The 13,627-nt window shown below is 66.4% G+C and carries 12 protein-coding genes; 6 read left to right on the top strand and 6 right to left on the bottom strand.

All coding sequences use genetic code 11. The features are described 5' to 3' along the window. Positions 1 to 5 precede the first annotated feature (5 nt). Both ACVWW6_RS21720 and ACVWW6_RS21725 read right to left on the bottom strand, forming a co-directional pair. The gene (locus tag ACVWW6_RS21720) at positions 6 to 1,958 is read right to left on the bottom strand and encodes an SGNH/GDSL hydrolase family protein (protein ID WP_028173262.1); all 1,953 of its coding nucleotides are present in this window, start codon (positions 1,956 to 1,958) and stop codon (positions 6 to 8) included. A gap of 101 nt (positions 1,959 to 2,059) precedes the next feature. Then, the gene (locus ACVWW6_RS21725; RefSeq protein WP_097532212.1) at positions 2,060 to 3,142 is read right to left on the bottom strand and encodes a lysylphosphatidylglycerol synthase transmembrane domain-containing protein; all 1,083 of its coding nucleotides are present in this window, start codon (positions 3,140 to 3,142) and stop codon (positions 2,060 to 2,062) included. Between the two features lie 429 nt (positions 3,143 to 3,571). On the opposite strand from ACVWW6_RS21725, the gene ACVWW6_RS21730 reads away from it, so the two are divergent. From ACVWW6_RS21730 to ACVWW6_RS21740, 3 genes are all read left to right on the top strand, one after another. After that, positions 3,572 to 4,078, top strand: a complete 507-nt coding sequence (locus ACVWW6_RS21730; protein ID WP_011088607.1) for a YciE/YciF ferroxidase family protein — start codon at positions 3,572 to 3,574, stop codon at positions 4,076 to 4,078. Between the two features lie 236 nt (positions 4,079 to 4,314). Beyond that, positions 4,315 to 5,724, top strand: coding sequence for an MFS transporter (locus ACVWW6_RS21735; RefSeq protein ID WP_182872140.1), 1,410 nt, complete (start codon positions 4,315 to 4,317; stop codon positions 5,722 to 5,724). Between the two features lie 113 nt (positions 5,725 to 5,837). Then, the gene (locus tag ACVWW6_RS21740) at positions 5,838 to 8,237 is read left to right on the top strand and encodes a bifunctional diguanylate cyclase/phosphodiesterase (protein ID WP_097532209.1); all 2,400 of its coding nucleotides are present in this window, start codon (positions 5,838 to 5,840) and stop codon (positions 8,235 to 8,237) included. A gap of 5 nt (positions 8,238 to 8,242) precedes the next feature. Here ACVWW6_RS21740 and ACVWW6_RS21745 read toward each other — a convergent pair whose 3' ends face one another. Next, positions 8,243 to 8,677 carry a hypothetical protein gene (locus ACVWW6_RS21745; RefSeq protein ID WP_011088604.1) on the bottom strand — a complete coding sequence of 145 codons (435 nt, stop codon included), beginning with the start codon at positions 8,675 to 8,677 and terminating at the stop codon, positions 8,243 to 8,245. 91 nt (positions 8,678 to 8,768) lie between these two features. Between ACVWW6_RS21745 and ACVWW6_RS21750 the strand changes: the two genes are divergently transcribed. Both ACVWW6_RS21750 and ACVWW6_RS21755 read left to right on the top strand, forming a co-directional pair. Beyond that, positions 8,769 to 9,356 carry a hypothetical protein gene (locus tag ACVWW6_RS21750; protein WP_011088603.1) on the top strand — a complete coding sequence of 196 codons (588 nt, stop codon included), beginning with the start codon at positions 8,769 to 8,771 and terminating at the stop codon, positions 9,354 to 9,356. A gap of 62 nt (positions 9,357 to 9,418) precedes the next feature. Next, positions 9,419 to 10,018, top strand: coding sequence for a YdcF family protein (locus ACVWW6_RS21755; protein WP_182872139.1), 600 nt, complete (start codon positions 9,419 to 9,421; stop codon positions 10,016 to 10,018). A gap of 71 nt (positions 10,019 to 10,089) precedes the next feature. Here ACVWW6_RS21755 and ACVWW6_RS21760 read toward each other — a convergent pair whose 3' ends face one another. Beyond that, complete coding sequence (locus ACVWW6_RS21760; RefSeq protein ID WP_028173267.1) at positions 10,090 to 11,433, bottom strand: aminotransferase-like domain-containing protein; 1,344 nt, start codon at positions 11,431 to 11,433, stop codon at positions 10,090 to 10,092. Positions 11,434 to 11,616: 183 nt separating this feature from the next. Between ACVWW6_RS21760 and ACVWW6_RS21765 the strand changes: the two genes are divergently transcribed. Continuing rightward, complete coding sequence (locus ACVWW6_RS21765) at positions 11,617 to 11,853, top strand: DUF1127 domain-containing protein (protein WP_028173269.1); 237 nt, start codon at positions 11,617 to 11,619, stop codon at positions 11,851 to 11,853. 738 nt (positions 11,854 to 12,591) lie between these two features. Here ACVWW6_RS21765 and ACVWW6_RS21770 read toward each other — a convergent pair. Then, the gene (locus tag ACVWW6_RS21770; protein WP_011088599.1) at positions 12,592 to 13,017 is read right to left on the bottom strand and encodes a universal stress protein; all 426 of its coding nucleotides are present in this window, start codon (positions 13,015 to 13,017) and stop codon (positions 12,592 to 12,594) included. Positions 13,018 to 13,082: 65 nt separating this feature from the next. After that, on the bottom strand, positions 13,083 to 13,619 hold the full coding sequence (locus ACVWW6_RS21775; RefSeq protein ID WP_028173270.1) for a SixA phosphatase family protein: 537 nt from the start codon (positions 13,617 to 13,619) through the stop codon (positions 13,083 to 13,085). Between the last annotated feature and the right edge of the window lie 8 nt (positions 13,620 to 13,627).

The raw sequence follows: 13,627 nt of genomic DNA on the forward strand, positions 1-13,627 counted from the left end.
TGCTTCTATTGCCGCGCGCTCGGTAGCAGCTGCGGCAGCAGTCCCCGCGTCACGGGCGGCGGTACTGCGTCCAGCCCGAGCACGCTGCTTGCGGCCGGCAGCGCCGCATCCGCCATCGCGGCGTGGCCTTCGGCGCTTGGATGCACGGCGCCGCCATAGACGGCGGAGAGCACGCCCCAGGTGGCGTCGTGGATGTCGGTCGGCTGGCTCGCGGCCGGCAGGCCTTGCGGATAGGTCATCGCGGCGAAGTAGCTGTCATTGGCGTCGCGGATCCAGCGCGCGCGCGGCAGATAGGCGCGATACTCGGAGGCGCCGCGGCCGCACAGCATCGGCTGGCTCGCCGCGCTCACGATATCGGGATTGAAGCTCTGGCCGTTCTCGGCAAAACACGTGCGGTCGAATTCGGGATCGTTGCCCGCATGCGCGCAGAAGCCGTGATCGGCGAACGCTGCCTGATGCGCATCGACGAACGTCATGCGGTCGGCTTCGGGATCGCGGCACAGCGCGCCGCGGGTGCAGGTGGCGAGCCCCTTCAACTGAGGCAGGAATTCGGTGTCGACGAAGGTCGAGACGCGGGCGAGGCGCTGCGGATCGGCGTTGAAGGACGGATGAATGTCGAAGCCGGCGCGGCCGCCGCGGCAGGGCACGCCGCCATCGGCAAGCGCCGGATTGGCGTAGGAGACATAGACCACATGCGAGAGGTCGCCGCCGACCAGCGGCTTCAGCGCCTCGCGCAGCTTGACGAAATTCTGCGGCAGCTCGCGCGCCAGCGCATCGCGGGAATCGTCGACGCTCGCCATCACGCCGGAGCGGCGGAACAGCGCGCGCTCGGTCGCGGTGTCGACGATGACGTCGGCGACGAGACCCGAGAAGTAGACATCATTGGCACCGATCGAGAGCAGCACGAGATCGAGCGTGCGGTCCGGCTGGCGCTTCTTCGCCGCGGTGAGCGCCTCGCGCAGCTCGGCGACCTGCGCGTTCACGCTGGTCTGGCAATTGCCGTTTTTGCTGGGCGCGCATTCGCGGGCGCGCTGCGAGCCGAGCAGCCCGTCGCCGATGCTGGCGCCGGTGCAGGCGAGCGGCAGAAAGGTCACCGCGATGTGGGTGTAGCGCACCGCGAGCGCCAGCGCGGTGCGGGCCTGGTAGCTGTAGAGCGAGCGGTGGCAGGGGGAGTTGAACCAGAGCGCGCCGTAGCGCTGCCAGTTGGCGAGCGTATCCGGCGCCTCGCAGGCGCGGCCGCCTTTATAGCCGGCGCGGCTCGGCCGGTAGTACTGCGCGCCGGCGGTGCCGAGATAGGAGCGGAAGCAGAAACCTTCGTCCGACAGCGCCAGCGGCCGGTCGGGATTGCCTTCGCCCGAGGCGATGCTGTCGCCGAGGCCGGCGACGAAGATGTCGCGGACCTGGATCTCGGTCTGAACGCGCTGGGTCGGATCGGAGCCGGAGGAGACGTCGACGCTCGCGACCGTCTGCCGGCCGTAGCGGACGCGCAGATTGACCGGCTCGGCACAGTCGAAGGTCGAGGTCTGCGGCCCGTCGCCGTCGTCGAACGACCAGGCGCAGGTGGCGCCGACCGGCACCGCGCCGGTCAGGCGCACGGTCACCGGATGGTCGATCGGGGTGAGGTAATTCTCTTTGACGTTGTCGCGGGTGCAGGGCTGGTTGACCCGGCCCTGGAGGTCGATGCAGAGCCGGTTGACCATGTTGCGGGCCCAGCCGCGGCCCTCGCTCTGGAGCTCCAGCGACTGTTCGGCGGCGAGGATGCTGCGGTTACGCGCGTTCTCCACATGAAGCAGAAAGTCGCGCTCCTCGCGGAACAGGCGGAAGCGGTTGCGCACCTCCCAATTGATCTGCATGGCGCCGGCGTCCTGCGCGACTGCGCGCTCGGGCGGCAAAGCGGTCAAAATCCCGGCAAGCAGCAGGGCGCCCGCGAAGAAGGTGCGAAGAGATGGTCGGATCATGGCCCGCGTGTTCAACGGCAAAGTTGAGGCGGAAATAAGAGAGGATTGCTCCCCCCGCCCGCAACCTTGTCTGACGATTTTTGCGGGCGCCGTCCAGCGCCCTAGCGCTTGCTGGCCTGTCGCAGCGACCGCTCGCGCTCCATTGCCGCCACCTGCTTGGGCAGGTTGGCCTGGGCGCAGGCCTCCGCCAGCCGCCGTCGCTCCTGCCAGGGCTCGACCACGTTCATCCAGAGCTCGCGCGTGCCCATGATGGAGATGGCGAGGCCGAACGGGATCACGAAATAGAGCAGGCGGAACACCAGCAGCGTCGCCAGAAGCTGCTCGCGGCCGAATTCCGGCAGCGCCACCAGCATGGCGGCATCGAATACGCCGATCGAGCCGGGGGCATGGCTGGCAAAGCCGAGCAGCGTCGCCAGGATGAACACGACCGCCAGCGACAGGAAGTCGATCGGCGGAGTGGCCGGTATCAAGAGGTACATTGCCGTGGCGCAGAAGCCGAGATCGACCACGCCGATCAGGATCTGAACCAGCGTCAGCGGCGCCGAAGGCAACACCACCTTCCAGCCCTTCTGGCCGAGCTCGCGGCGCTTCTCGCCCATGCAGAGCCAGACCAGATAGGCGCCGATCGAGGCGAGGCCGCCGAACGCGATCAGCCGGTTGATCGACGAGGGCAGCTGATCCATGTAGGAGGCGGCATCGGGATGGACGGCCATGCCGATCGAGAGCACGAAGATGTTACCGAGCCAGAAGGTCAGGCCCGACAGGAAGCAGATCTTTGCGACGTCGATCGCGTTCAGCCCGTAATCCGAATAGATCCGGAAGCGGATCGCGCCGCCGGTAAAGACGGTGGCGCCGATGTTGTGGCCGATCGAATAGGACGTGAAGCTGGAGAGCGCTGCAATGCGATAGGGCACGTGCTTCTTGCCGATCGTTCGCAGTGCAAAAAAATCGTAGAAGGTCAGCGTACAGAACGCGAAGAAGACGCAGATCGCCGCTAGCCCGATATTCCCGCGGGGAATCTCGGTCAATGCGGTCAGGATGACGCCGGTATCGATACCTTTGAGGGTCCGCACCAGCGTGGTGATTGCGAAGGCGATGATGAAGACGCTCGCGGCAATTCCGAGCCGTCGCCAGCCAATCCATCTCTTGAAGCCGCGCTTCAACGCGGGCAGCAGTCCGTGCATTCATCCTCCCGGCAGGGGGCAAGACCGACAAGGCCAGGCATTGGCCAGTCGGGCGCGATGGTTGCCAAAGGCAGGCGTCGATCGCTAGGCATGATCCTGCTCATTTAAGACAAAAACGGTGACTTGTGCAGCCCTTGACAAGGATAGGTTCTGTGCCGGACCGGCGACTTTTGTCATATGTGGTTCACATCGGACGCGCGTTAAGCATATGAGTCGCCAAACCGGCCAAGCCCGCGCGTTCGTATGTTGGCATGCTTTCATATCGTGCCGTCCGCGGCATTGTTCCAGCGCAAGCGATGCCGGCTTTTTTGGAACGTCGATGCCGCGTGCCCGTTAGCGCCCCATCAGCAATCGAACATGGCGGGAATATGCGGCTATTCGTGCGAGCCGGTGCCCCCCGTGTTCCCGAAACCCAAGAGGATCGGAACGATGGGACTGTTCACAAAAGACATCAAGACCATGAACGACCTGTTCGTGCACCAGCTCCAGGACATCTACTATGCCGAGCAGCAGCTCACCAAGGCGCTGCCGAAGATGGCCGACAAGGCCACCGACCCGCAGCTGAAAAAGGGCTTTTTGACGCACCTCGAGGAAACGAAGCAGCACGTCAAGCGGCTCGAGGAAGTGTTCAAGATGCACGGCGCACAGGTGAAGGCGGTCGACTGCCCGGCGATCGACGGCATCATCGAGGAGGCCGACGAGACCGCCGGCGAGGTCGCCGACAAGGCGGTGCTGGACGCTGCGCTGATCAATGCGGCGCAGGCCGCCGAGCATTACGAGATCGTGCGTTACGGCAGCCTGATCGCCTGGGCCAAGCAGCTCGGCCGGAGCGACTGCGCCGCCGTGCTCGCCAAGACGCTCGAGGAAGAGAAGGCGACCGACAAGAAGCTCACGGCGCTCGCCGAGAGCAAGGTGAATCTGCGCGCGGCGAGCTAGCGCTGGTGTAGGCAGGAAAGCGCCGCGCGGTGGTTCGCGCGGCGCTTTTGCCCTTGCCTCGGCCGTCGTCATTCCCCGCGCGCGGCTGCGGAGTACTGGATCGCCCGCCTGCGCGGGCGACGACGCCGAGTTTCGGGTGGGCACGCTCGCCACACATCCATCCTTCGGCCGTTGTCGAAACATGGCGGCAGGCCGGAAGCCTATATGTCGCGTGGGGCTGCAACCGAGGTGGCAGCATGCGAGCAAGCACCATCAAATACGAAGCCTTCGACGACGGAGCCGGCGCGCCGCGCGCCTCATCTCGTCCTGCAACCTCCCTGACGCTGGCCGCGATGAGCCTCGGCTATGGCGTGGTGCAGCTCGACGTCACCATCGTCAACACCGCGCTCGACGCGATGGGCACGACGCTCGGCGGCGGTGTCGCCGAGCTGCAATGGGTCGTCAGCGCCTATACCATTGCCTTTGCCGCCTTCATCCTGACGGCCGGCGCACTCGGCGACCGGATCGGCGCCAAGCGCGTCTTCATGGCCGGGTTCGCCATCTTCACTGCGGCCTCGCTCGCCTGTGCATCGTCCCCCAATGCAATCGTGCTGATCGCGGCACGACTGGTCCAGGGCCTAGCGGCGGCGATCCTGGTGCCGAATTCGCTGGCGTTGCTCAATCATGCCTATGCCGACGACCGCGCGCGCGGCCGCGCCGTCGCGATCTGGGCTGCCGGAGCGAGCCTAGCGCTGACCGCGGGCCCCTTCGTCGGCGGCGCGCTGATCACGCTGGTCGGGTGGCGCGCGATCTTTCTCGTCAACCTTCCGATCGGCCTCATGGGCCTTTGGCTGAGCTGGCGTTATGCGACGGAGACCACGCGCGCGCCCTCGCGCGAGATCGATCTGCCCGGCCAGCTTGCGGCAATCGGCGCGCTGGGGGCGCTCGCCGGCGCGATCATCGAGGGCGGCGCGCTTGGCTGGGACCATCCGGCCGTGCTCGCGGCCTTCGCTTCAGCCCTCGTCCTCGCCGTGCTGTTCGTCTGGCGGGAGAGCCGCGCGGCGCAGCCGATGCTGCCCTTGTCCCTGTTCGGTCACCGGCTGTTTACCCTGACCGCGCTCGTCGGCCTGCTCGTGAACATCGCGATCTACGGCCTGATCTTCGTGCTCAGCCTGTACTTCCAGAGGATCAACGGGCTGTCGGCGTGGTGGACCGGACTTGCCTTCGTGCCGATGATGGCCGCGGTGCTCCCGGTCAATCTGCTGGCGCCGCGCCTCGCCGAGCGCGTCGGTCCGTGCCCGACCATTGTCGTCGGCGCCTTTATCTCGGCGCTCGGCTGTCTCGGCCTGATCTGGATCGAGGCTGACACGAGCTATTGGATGATCTGCGCGCAGATGATCGCGATCAGCGGCGGACTTGGGCTGCTGGTGCCGCCGCTGACCTCGACCCTGCTGGGCAGCGTCGAGAAGGCGCGCTCCGGCATCGCGGCGGGCGTCCTGAACGCGACGCGGCAGACCGGCAGCGTGCTCGGCGTTGCGCTGTTCGGCTCGCTGGTGGCCTCGGAAGGTGCATTCATGACCGGCCTGCACGCATCGCTGGTGGTATCGGCCACCGTCCTGCTGCTCGCCGCCGCCGTGATCGGGATCGGCGCGCCTTCGCGAAGATGAACAATGTGAGCAAACGCACACATCTTCCGTTCACCATCGCCGAACCCAGCACATAGCCGGTTACCGACTGTCCATCTCTGCCCGCTCTAGTGCGGGTCGGATAGGGGCCGGCAATGTATCAAGTTCTTTACTGTCTCACGGACCAGCATGACTGGCGCCTCGTCGCACTCGGCGGCGCAGTGTGCCTGCTCGCGAGCGCGGCGGCGATCAGCCTGTTCCAGCGCGCGCGTGCGGCAAGCGGCGGTGCTCGCGTATCGTGGATCGCGCTGGACGCCGTCGTCGCAGGCTGCGGCATCTGGGCAACCCATTTCATCGCGATGCAGGCCTACGGGCCGGGCGCCGGCGGCGCCTACAACATCCCCGTGACCGTTCTGTCGCTGATCTTCGCGATTGCGGTCACCTTCGTCGGGCTGAGCATCTCGGTGTCAGCGACGCGGACGATTCCGGTCGCGCTCGGTGGCGCCGTCGTTGGCGGCGGCGTTGCCGCAATGCATTACACCGGCATGATGGCGCTCGAGATTCCCGCGCGCATCGGCTGGGCGACCGACACCGTGGCGGTCTCGATCGTTCTCGGTATCGTCTTTGGATCGCTTGCGCTGGTCGTCGCGGGGCGGCGCGACGGCGTGGCGAATGCGCTCGGTGCGACGGTGCTGCTGACCGTCGCCATCGTCTCGCATCATTTCACCGCCATGGGCGCCGTGGAGCTGACGCCGGATCCTTCGATCGTCATCAGCGGCCTGTCGATCCCGCCGGCCTCCTTGTCGGTCCTCACCGCCAGCGCGGCCGTCGCGATCATCGCGATCGCGCTCGCAGCGGCTGTGCTCGACCGCCGCGCCAAGGGCGAATTGGGACGCCAGCAGGTCGTGCTCGATACCGCGCTCGAGAACATGTCGCAGGGGCTGTGCATGTTCGACGCGGACGGCAAGATCATGCTGTTCAACGAGCGCTACGCGGCGATGCTTCGTCGCACCGATATCGCGCTGACCGGCCGCCTCTTGGTCGACGTGCTGCGGGAAGAGCAGGCCAAGGGCCAGTGGCAGGGCGATGCGGATGAATTCTTTGCGCGCCTCGTGGTCGACGCGCGCGAGGGCCGCACGACCAGCCAGGTCGTCAACCGGTTCGGCCGCTCCATCCGGGTCGTCAACCAGCCGATGCAGGGCGGCGGCTGGGTCGCGACCTTCGAGGACATCACCGAATGGCTGGAGGCGCAGGCGAAGATCTCGCACATGGCGCGTCATGACGCGCTGACCGGTCTGCCGAACCGCGTGCTGTTCCACGAGCAGCTCGAGCAGGGTCTGCGCCGGACGGGTTCGGGCGACCAGCTCGCGGTGCTCTGCCTCGATCTCGATCACTTCAAGGACATCAACGACTCGCTCGGCCATCCCATCGGCGACGCGCTGCTCAAGGAGGTCGGCCGCAGGCTGAAGGCCACCGTCGGCGAGAGCGACACGGTGGCGCGGCTTGGCGGCGACGAATTCGCAGTGGTCCAGATCGGACGGTCGGAGGAAGCCGCAGCGAGGTGCCTTGCCGGCCGCCTCGTCGAGGTGATCTCGGCGCCTTACGAGATCGACGACCATCAGATCGTCATCGGTGTCTCGATCGGCATCTCGCTGTCGCCGCAGGACGGCAGCAACGCGGACGAGCTTCTGAAGAACGCCGACCTTGCGCTGTACCGCGCAAAGGCGGACGGCCGCGGCACCTACCGCTTCTTCGAGACCGGCATGGATGCGCGCGCACAGGCGCGCCGTCTGTTGGAGATGGATCTCCGCGCAGCGCTGCAACGCGACGAGTTCCAGCCGTACTATCAGCCGATCCGCGACGTCGCCAGTGGTCGCGTCGTCGTCTTCGAGGCGTTGCTGCGCTGGAACCATCCGCAGCGCGGCCTGATCGCCCCCATCAACTTCATTCCGCTGGCCGAGGAGACCGGACTCATCGTCCAGCTCGGCGAATTCGTGCTGCGTTCCGCCTGCACCGACGCGGCCACCTGGCCCGACGATGTCGATGTCGCGGTCAACCTGTCGCCGGTGCAGTTCAGGAATCCGAACCTGATCGCATCCGTGACCGCGGCGCTGACCGTCTCGGGACTGCCGGCGCGCCGGCTCGAGCTCGAGATCACCGAATCCGTGCTGCTTCAGAATAGCGAGGCGACGCTGACCACCCTGCACGAGCTGCGCGCCATGGGGGTGCGGATCTCGCTCGACGATTTCGGCACCGGCTATTCGTCGCTGAGCTATTTGCGCAGCTTCCCGTTCGACAAGATCAAGATCGACCGCTCCTTCGTGTCGGAGCTCGCGACGCGGGAGGATTCCATGGCGATCATCCGCGCCGTGACCGGGCTCGGCCGCAGCCTCGGCATCGTGACCACCGCGGAAGGTGTCGAGAACGACGCGCAGCTCGAGCTGCTCAGGCGCGAGGGCTGCACCCAGGCGCAGGGCTATCTGTTCAGCAAGCCGCGGCCTGCCTCGGATGTGGCGTTGATGCTGGAGCGCCCGCGGCTGCGCGCCTCGGCCTAGAAAGGCTAGCCGCGGCGCAGCGCGAAATGCGCGCCGCAGAATGCCATCACGGCGCCAAGGCACAGCGCGGCGAGCCCGGCAAGCACGCCCGAGACCGTCGGGATCGGGCTCGGGGCCGAGGCCACCTGGCCGGCGCCCGCAAGCAGGAGCACGCCGACCGCGATCAGGAATTGCCGCATCCGTTGCGGGATCTGGCCGTGGGCGGCGCTCTGCATCAATGTCGCCGTGAAATACCCGCCGGAAAAGCCGACCGTGGCGATCAGCCACCAGGCGATCGCAGCGCCTGCCGGAATGAACTCATGCGTGTCGGAGCGCCAGAGGCCGCCGAGGTCGAGCCCGTAGCGCGCGCCCAGCATGTGCACCGCGAGCGCGAGCAGCACGCCGCAGATCACGGCAGCCCCGAGAATCAGGCGGCGCGGAAAAAAGGTCGTCTCAGCCATGCCCCGCTTGTAGGATGGGCGAGGGCGACCGCGCAAGCGGGTCGCAGACCGGATTGCGCGGTCGGGATTGCAGACGGGATCGATTGTCGAGATGCGGGTTTCGGACGCGCAGGGCGCCCCAGGCGCGAGCTATGCCTACAAGGCGTCGCTGATCGGTTCGGCGCATCGTTTCGAGCTGACCGACGCGGGGCTGTCCTGGCACATCGGCGGCCGTTCCGGCCTGTGGCGCTACGACGAGATCAGCGCAATCCGGTTGTCGTTCCGCCCGGTGTCGATGCAGCAGCATCGCTTTCGCGCCGATGTCAGCCGCAGCGGTGGCGGCCGCATCGCGATCCTGTCGACGAGCTGGCAGACTGCGGCGCTGATGGCGCCGCAGGACAATGGCTTTCGCGACTTCATCGTCGAGCTCCATGCGCGGATGGCGAAAGCAGGCAGCCGCGCGGTGCTGACGGCAGGCCTCGGCCGCAACACCTATGCCGCGGTGCTGGCGTTCATGGCGGTGCTGACGGTGGCGATGACTGGGCTCCTGATCCGCGCGCTCATGATCGACGCCTTCGCCGGCGCGTTGTTCATCCTCGGCTTTGCCGCGCTGTTCGCCTGGCAGGTCGGCGGCTTCGTGCGGCGCAACCAGCCGCAGAGCTACAGCTTCGATCGCGTGCCGAAGGCCTTGTTGCCTTAGCTGCAATCGGCCGCAATCAAACGTGACTTCGCACCCCGGTGCCGGTGTCGCATCGTGCGGCCATGTCAGTGATGGATTGCAGCACGCGCCGGCCTGCGGCGGATGAGATCGCCAGGATCAACCGCACGCATCTGATCGACACGCCGCTCCGGACGGCCGACCTCTTGTTCATGTTCGGCACCCGCGAGGACATCGCACTCCGCGCCGACACCGCCGCAAGGCTGTGGCGCGAGGGCTTGTTCCGCTGGTCGATTGTCAGCGGCGGCGTGACGCCGGGCTCGGAGCAATCCGAGTGCACCATCATCAAGGCGGCGATGGTCGCGGCGGGCATTCCGGCGGACGGGATACTCGAGGAGCATGGCGCGACGAATACCGGCGAGAACGTGATCTTCTCGCTGCCGGTCATCGACGCGGCGCTTGGGCTGCAAAATATCCGCAGCGTGATCTGCCTCGGCAACACCTGGACCGCGCGTCGCTACCCGATGACGCTGCACCGGCACTGGCCCGAGGTCGAGAAGATGCTGCTCACCGTCGACAGCTTTGCGACGCCGCGCGCGCTCTGGCACACCGATGTCGAATTTCGCCGTCGTGTTCTGCATGAATGGGACAAGATCGAGCCGTACAAGGCGAGGGGCTTTATCGCGGAATGGCCGGAGGGCTGACGGGCAAGATTCTAGTTTTGACGCGTTTTCTTTACGCGAACCGGTATCCACTTCGCTCGAAAACGCTCAGGTTACTCCGTCGAGTCAAAGTCCTCTTCCTTGGTGCCGAGCAGCGAGACGAGCGTGCGCAGGCCTGAATCTAGCTGCTCGAACGTGGGCGGGGCGAGCGCGAGACGCACCGCATTCGGCGCGTGACCATGCGCGATTGCAAAAGTCGAGGACGGCGTCAGCGCGATGCCGCGCCTGGCGGCTGCGGCAACGAAGGTCTGCGAACGCCAGTGCGGCGGTAGCGTGAGCCAGAGATGATAGGAGCGCGGGTCGGCGGCGAACTGGTAGCCGGCCAGCAGCCTGGCCGCGGTCTGCTGGCGGCGCGCGGCGTCGATGCGCTTCAGGCGCGTCAACTCGGCGACGGTGCCGTCGGCCATCAGCCGCTGCCCGGATGCGAGCGCATGGCCGGAGGCGATCCAGCCGCCGGTGCGAACCGCGCTCATCACGCTCTCGCGCAGACGCGGCGGGGTGACGAGGATGCCGAGCGCAAGGCCCGGCGCGACCTTCTTCGACAGGCTGTCGATCACGATGCAGCGGTCCGGCCCGAGCGCGGCCAGCGGCGTGTCGTCGGCGAGGAAGCCGTAGACGGCGTCCTCGATGATGGTCAGATCGAGCTTCTCGGCGACGCGCATGATGTCGGCGCGCCGCGTCGCGTTCATGGTGACGCCGAGCGGGTTCTGGATGATGGGCTGGAGATAGAGCGCCGACAGGTGCGCCTCGCGATGCGCCTTCTGGATGGCGTCGGGCCGCGCGCCATGCTCGTCCATCGAAATCGGGACCAGCGTCACGCCGAGCCGCGCCGCAATGCTCTTGACGTAAGGGTAGGTGAGCGCCTCGACGCCGCAGCGGCCGCCGGTGGGGACGAGCGCCGTGAGCGCGGCCGCGAGCGACTGCTTGCCGTTGGCGGTGAAGACGATCTGCTCGGCCTGCGGCGCAAAATCCTTGCGCGCGAGATAGGCGGCCGCCGCATTGCGCGCGCTCTTGGTGCCTGTGCTGGTCGAGACGCGCAGCGCGGATTCCAGCGCGTCGACGCGCTCGAGCCCGGCAAGGCTCTTGGCGATCATGGCCCATTGCTGCGGCAATAACGGATAATTGACCTCGAAGTCGATCCGCGCGTCGCGCGGCTCGCTCAGCGCCTCGACTTCGCGCCTGATGTCGCCGGAGATGAAGGTGCCGCGGCCGACTTCGCCGACCACGAGGCCGCGGCGGAGCAATTCCGTATAAACCCGGCTCGCGGTCGAGACCGCAATGCCACGGTCATAGGCAAAATTGCGCTGCGGAGGCAGCCGGTCGCCGGGCCTTAACGTGCCATTAGAGATATCCGAGGCAATGGCATCGGCAAGCTTCACATACTCGAACTTGGACATTATTGCACCGAGAGCAATGTTTTCCTTGCTCCGAGCAATGTACTGGAGCATTTAAGTTCCATCAAGGTCCGCGTTGAGCCGAGGAGAGCGAGAGCAATCCTATGGCAAATGAGGTGCAGGCGCTCCAGCGTCTGCGCCAACGGCGCCCGCTTCGCCGCGTGGACAATAGGCCGGAGAAGAAAAATGACCACGATCTCGCAAGCTGCCGGGCGGAGTTTACGCCCATCCTCGTCGAGCGGATTTTTCCGCGCTCTCGCCAGCGCCATCCATGCGCTGTTCGACCGCCTGGAGCGCCGCTCCGCCGTCAAGACGCTGAGCGAACTCGACGACCACGCCCTGCGCGACATCGGGATCACGCGCAGCCAGATCGAGGACGCGGTCTACGGGCAGTTCAAAGCCGAGATGACGCGGTATCTGTAACGTGTTTTGACGTGCGCCGTGCCCGGTAGATCTGGGCGCGGTGACCTCGCAATGACGGAGTGCGGGCACGGGCATCGCTCTATCAACTCATATCTCACTCGCAGACACACTTTCGCATCCTCGCGGCTTGTTTCGCCCGAGCTTTGCTTCGTCGCGTCACGCCCAATGAAAGAGGGCGCAGGGAAGGCCGGGAGCCGGCTGGCTCCCATTGAGCGCCATGCGAGGTGCAGATTGCGCTACGATGCACAGCGGGGAAACAGGGCAACCGAGACATCCCGGCCTTCCCTGCGCAATGGTTGGAACGGCTTATGTCGTGCTCTCCCCGGGGAGCGATGCACTATTGCCCCCGTCGCCTTGCGGATGGCTGACGCGCGCGGTCCGGTCGGGCCGCACACATCACCGCAGGACTTGGCGCACAGACCCCGGGCGCCAGGACGACACGATTTGGCCGTACGCCGATCACACCGGTCGTGTGCGCGACGTCCTCGCTCACGGTTGCCCGCCCTGCGAAACCCTTCGCGCCGATGCAACTAGCGTCCACCGCCGCCCGGCCCGCGTTCGTGACGATCGCGATACGCCCCTCTTCCTTGGGCCGGAGTGAGGCGACACATACGCCGCTTCCGAATTTCGGTAAAGTGGAATATTTTGGGCGGCGGGAATTGACCTGCCGTTTGGGTGTTTTGCCCGACGGGCAACGCAAGGGCTTGTAGCCCGGAACAACAGGCTACGGAGCAGCCCTCAGTGCCTGACCACCAGCACCGAGCACTTCGCGTAGCGCACCACGTGCCCGGCATTGGAGCCGAGGAAATAGGTGCGCATCGCCGGCCGGTGCGAGGTCATCACGATCAGATCGGCCTTCATGTGCACGGCTTCCTCCAGAATCTCGTGGTAGATGCCGCCCTGGCGGACCACGCTGGAGATGTGGGAGGCCTCGATGCCGGATTCGCGCGCGACGATGGCGAGCGCTTCCTCCGAGGTCTGGCGCTGCTGCTCGTCGAAATCGGCCGGCACGTATTCTGCCAGCATCACCGGCGTCATCGGCAGCACGTTGAGCAGGCGCACGGTGCCGCTCCAGGTCTGCGACAGCGTTGCCGCGGTCGCGATCGCCGGCTTGGCGAGATCGGTGTCGGCGAGGTCGATGGGCACGAGGATGGACTTGAACATCTGCGCCTCCAAATCTTCCAGTCAGCTCTCGATCAGCTGCATCAACCGGTCGAGACCCGCGGGTCTCATCCCGATCGAAGCAGCTTGGGGCTGACGAACAGCACCAGCTTGCCGCGGCGGTAGGCCACGTCCCCCCAATCCTTGACGTCAAAGTCGAAGATCGCAAGCCCCGCGGTGGGCAGGTTGTGGGTGAGCGCCTTGGCGCCGGCCGGATCGCCGCCGCCCATCAGCATCAAGGCGATCTCGTGCATGCCGGGATTGTGGCCGACCAGCAGCAGCCGCTTCGGGTTGCCCGGGTTGGTTGCAGTGCGAATGGATTTTAGGATCTGCGCGGGATCGGCGCCGTAGAGTTCCGGCAGGACCTCGACCTCAGGCGCGGGGACGCGGCCCTTCATCGTCGCCCAGGCGATGTCCCAGGTCTGCCGGGCGCGGACGGCATGCGACACCAGCACGGTATCGGGGAAGGGGGGATGGGAGGCGATCCAGTCGCCGATTTCGGCGGCATCCCTGTGGCCGCGGTCGTCGAGCCGGCGATCCTGGTCACGGCCGCTCGGCGCGTCAGTCTCGGTCTTGGCGTGACGCAGCAGCATCAAACGGCGCATGGCACTCT

Source organism: Bradyrhizobium sp. USDA 3311, from assembly GCF_054062495.1.

Bases quoted from the DNA above. Each gene is read 5' to 3' on its own strand.
- ACVWW6_RS21770 (WP_011088599.1), bottom strand. From the start codon at position 13,017: ATGTTCAAGTCCATCCTCGTGCCCATCGACCTCGCCGACACCGATCTC.
- ACVWW6_RS21745 (WP_011088604.1), bottom strand. From the start codon at position 8,677: ATGGCTGAGACGACCTTTTTTCCGCGCCGCCTGATTCTCGGGGCTGCC.
- ACVWW6_RS21725 (WP_097532212.1), bottom strand. From the start codon at position 3,142: ATGCACGGACTGCTGCCCGCGTTGAAGCGCGGCTTCAAGAGATGGATT.
- ACVWW6_RS21730 (WP_011088607.1), top strand. From the start codon at position 3,572: ATGGGACTGTTCACAAAAGACATCAAGACCATGAACGACCTGTTCGTG.
- ACVWW6_RS21755 (WP_182872139.1), top strand. From the start codon at position 9,419: ATGTCAGTGATGGATTGCAGCACGCGCCGGCCTGCGGCGGATGAGATC.
- ACVWW6_RS21735 (WP_182872140.1), top strand. From the start codon at position 4,315: ATGCGAGCAAGCACCATCAAATACGAAGCCTTCGACGACGGAGCCGGC.
- ACVWW6_RS21765 (WP_028173269.1), top strand. From the start codon at position 11,617: ATGACCACGATCTCGCAAGCTGCCGGGCGGAGTTTACGCCCATCCTCG.
- ACVWW6_RS21750 (WP_011088603.1), top strand. From the start codon at position 8,769: ATGCGGGTTTCGGACGCGCAGGGCGCCCCAGGCGCGAGCTATGCCTAC.
- ACVWW6_RS21775 (WP_028173270.1), bottom strand. From the start codon at position 13,619: ATGCGCCGTTTGATGCTGCTGCGTCACGCCAAGACCGAGACTGACGCG.
- ACVWW6_RS21740 (WP_097532209.1), top strand. From the start codon at position 5,838: ATGTATCAAGTTCTTTACTGTCTCACGGACCAGCATGACTGGCGCCTC.
- ACVWW6_RS21760 (WP_028173267.1), bottom strand. From the start codon at position 11,433: ATGTCCAAGTTCGAGTATGTGAAGCTTGCCGATGCCATTGCCTCGGAT.
- ACVWW6_RS21720 (WP_028173262.1), bottom strand. From the start codon at position 1,958: ATGATCCGACCATCTCTTCGCACCTTCTTCGCGGGCGCCCTGCTGCTT.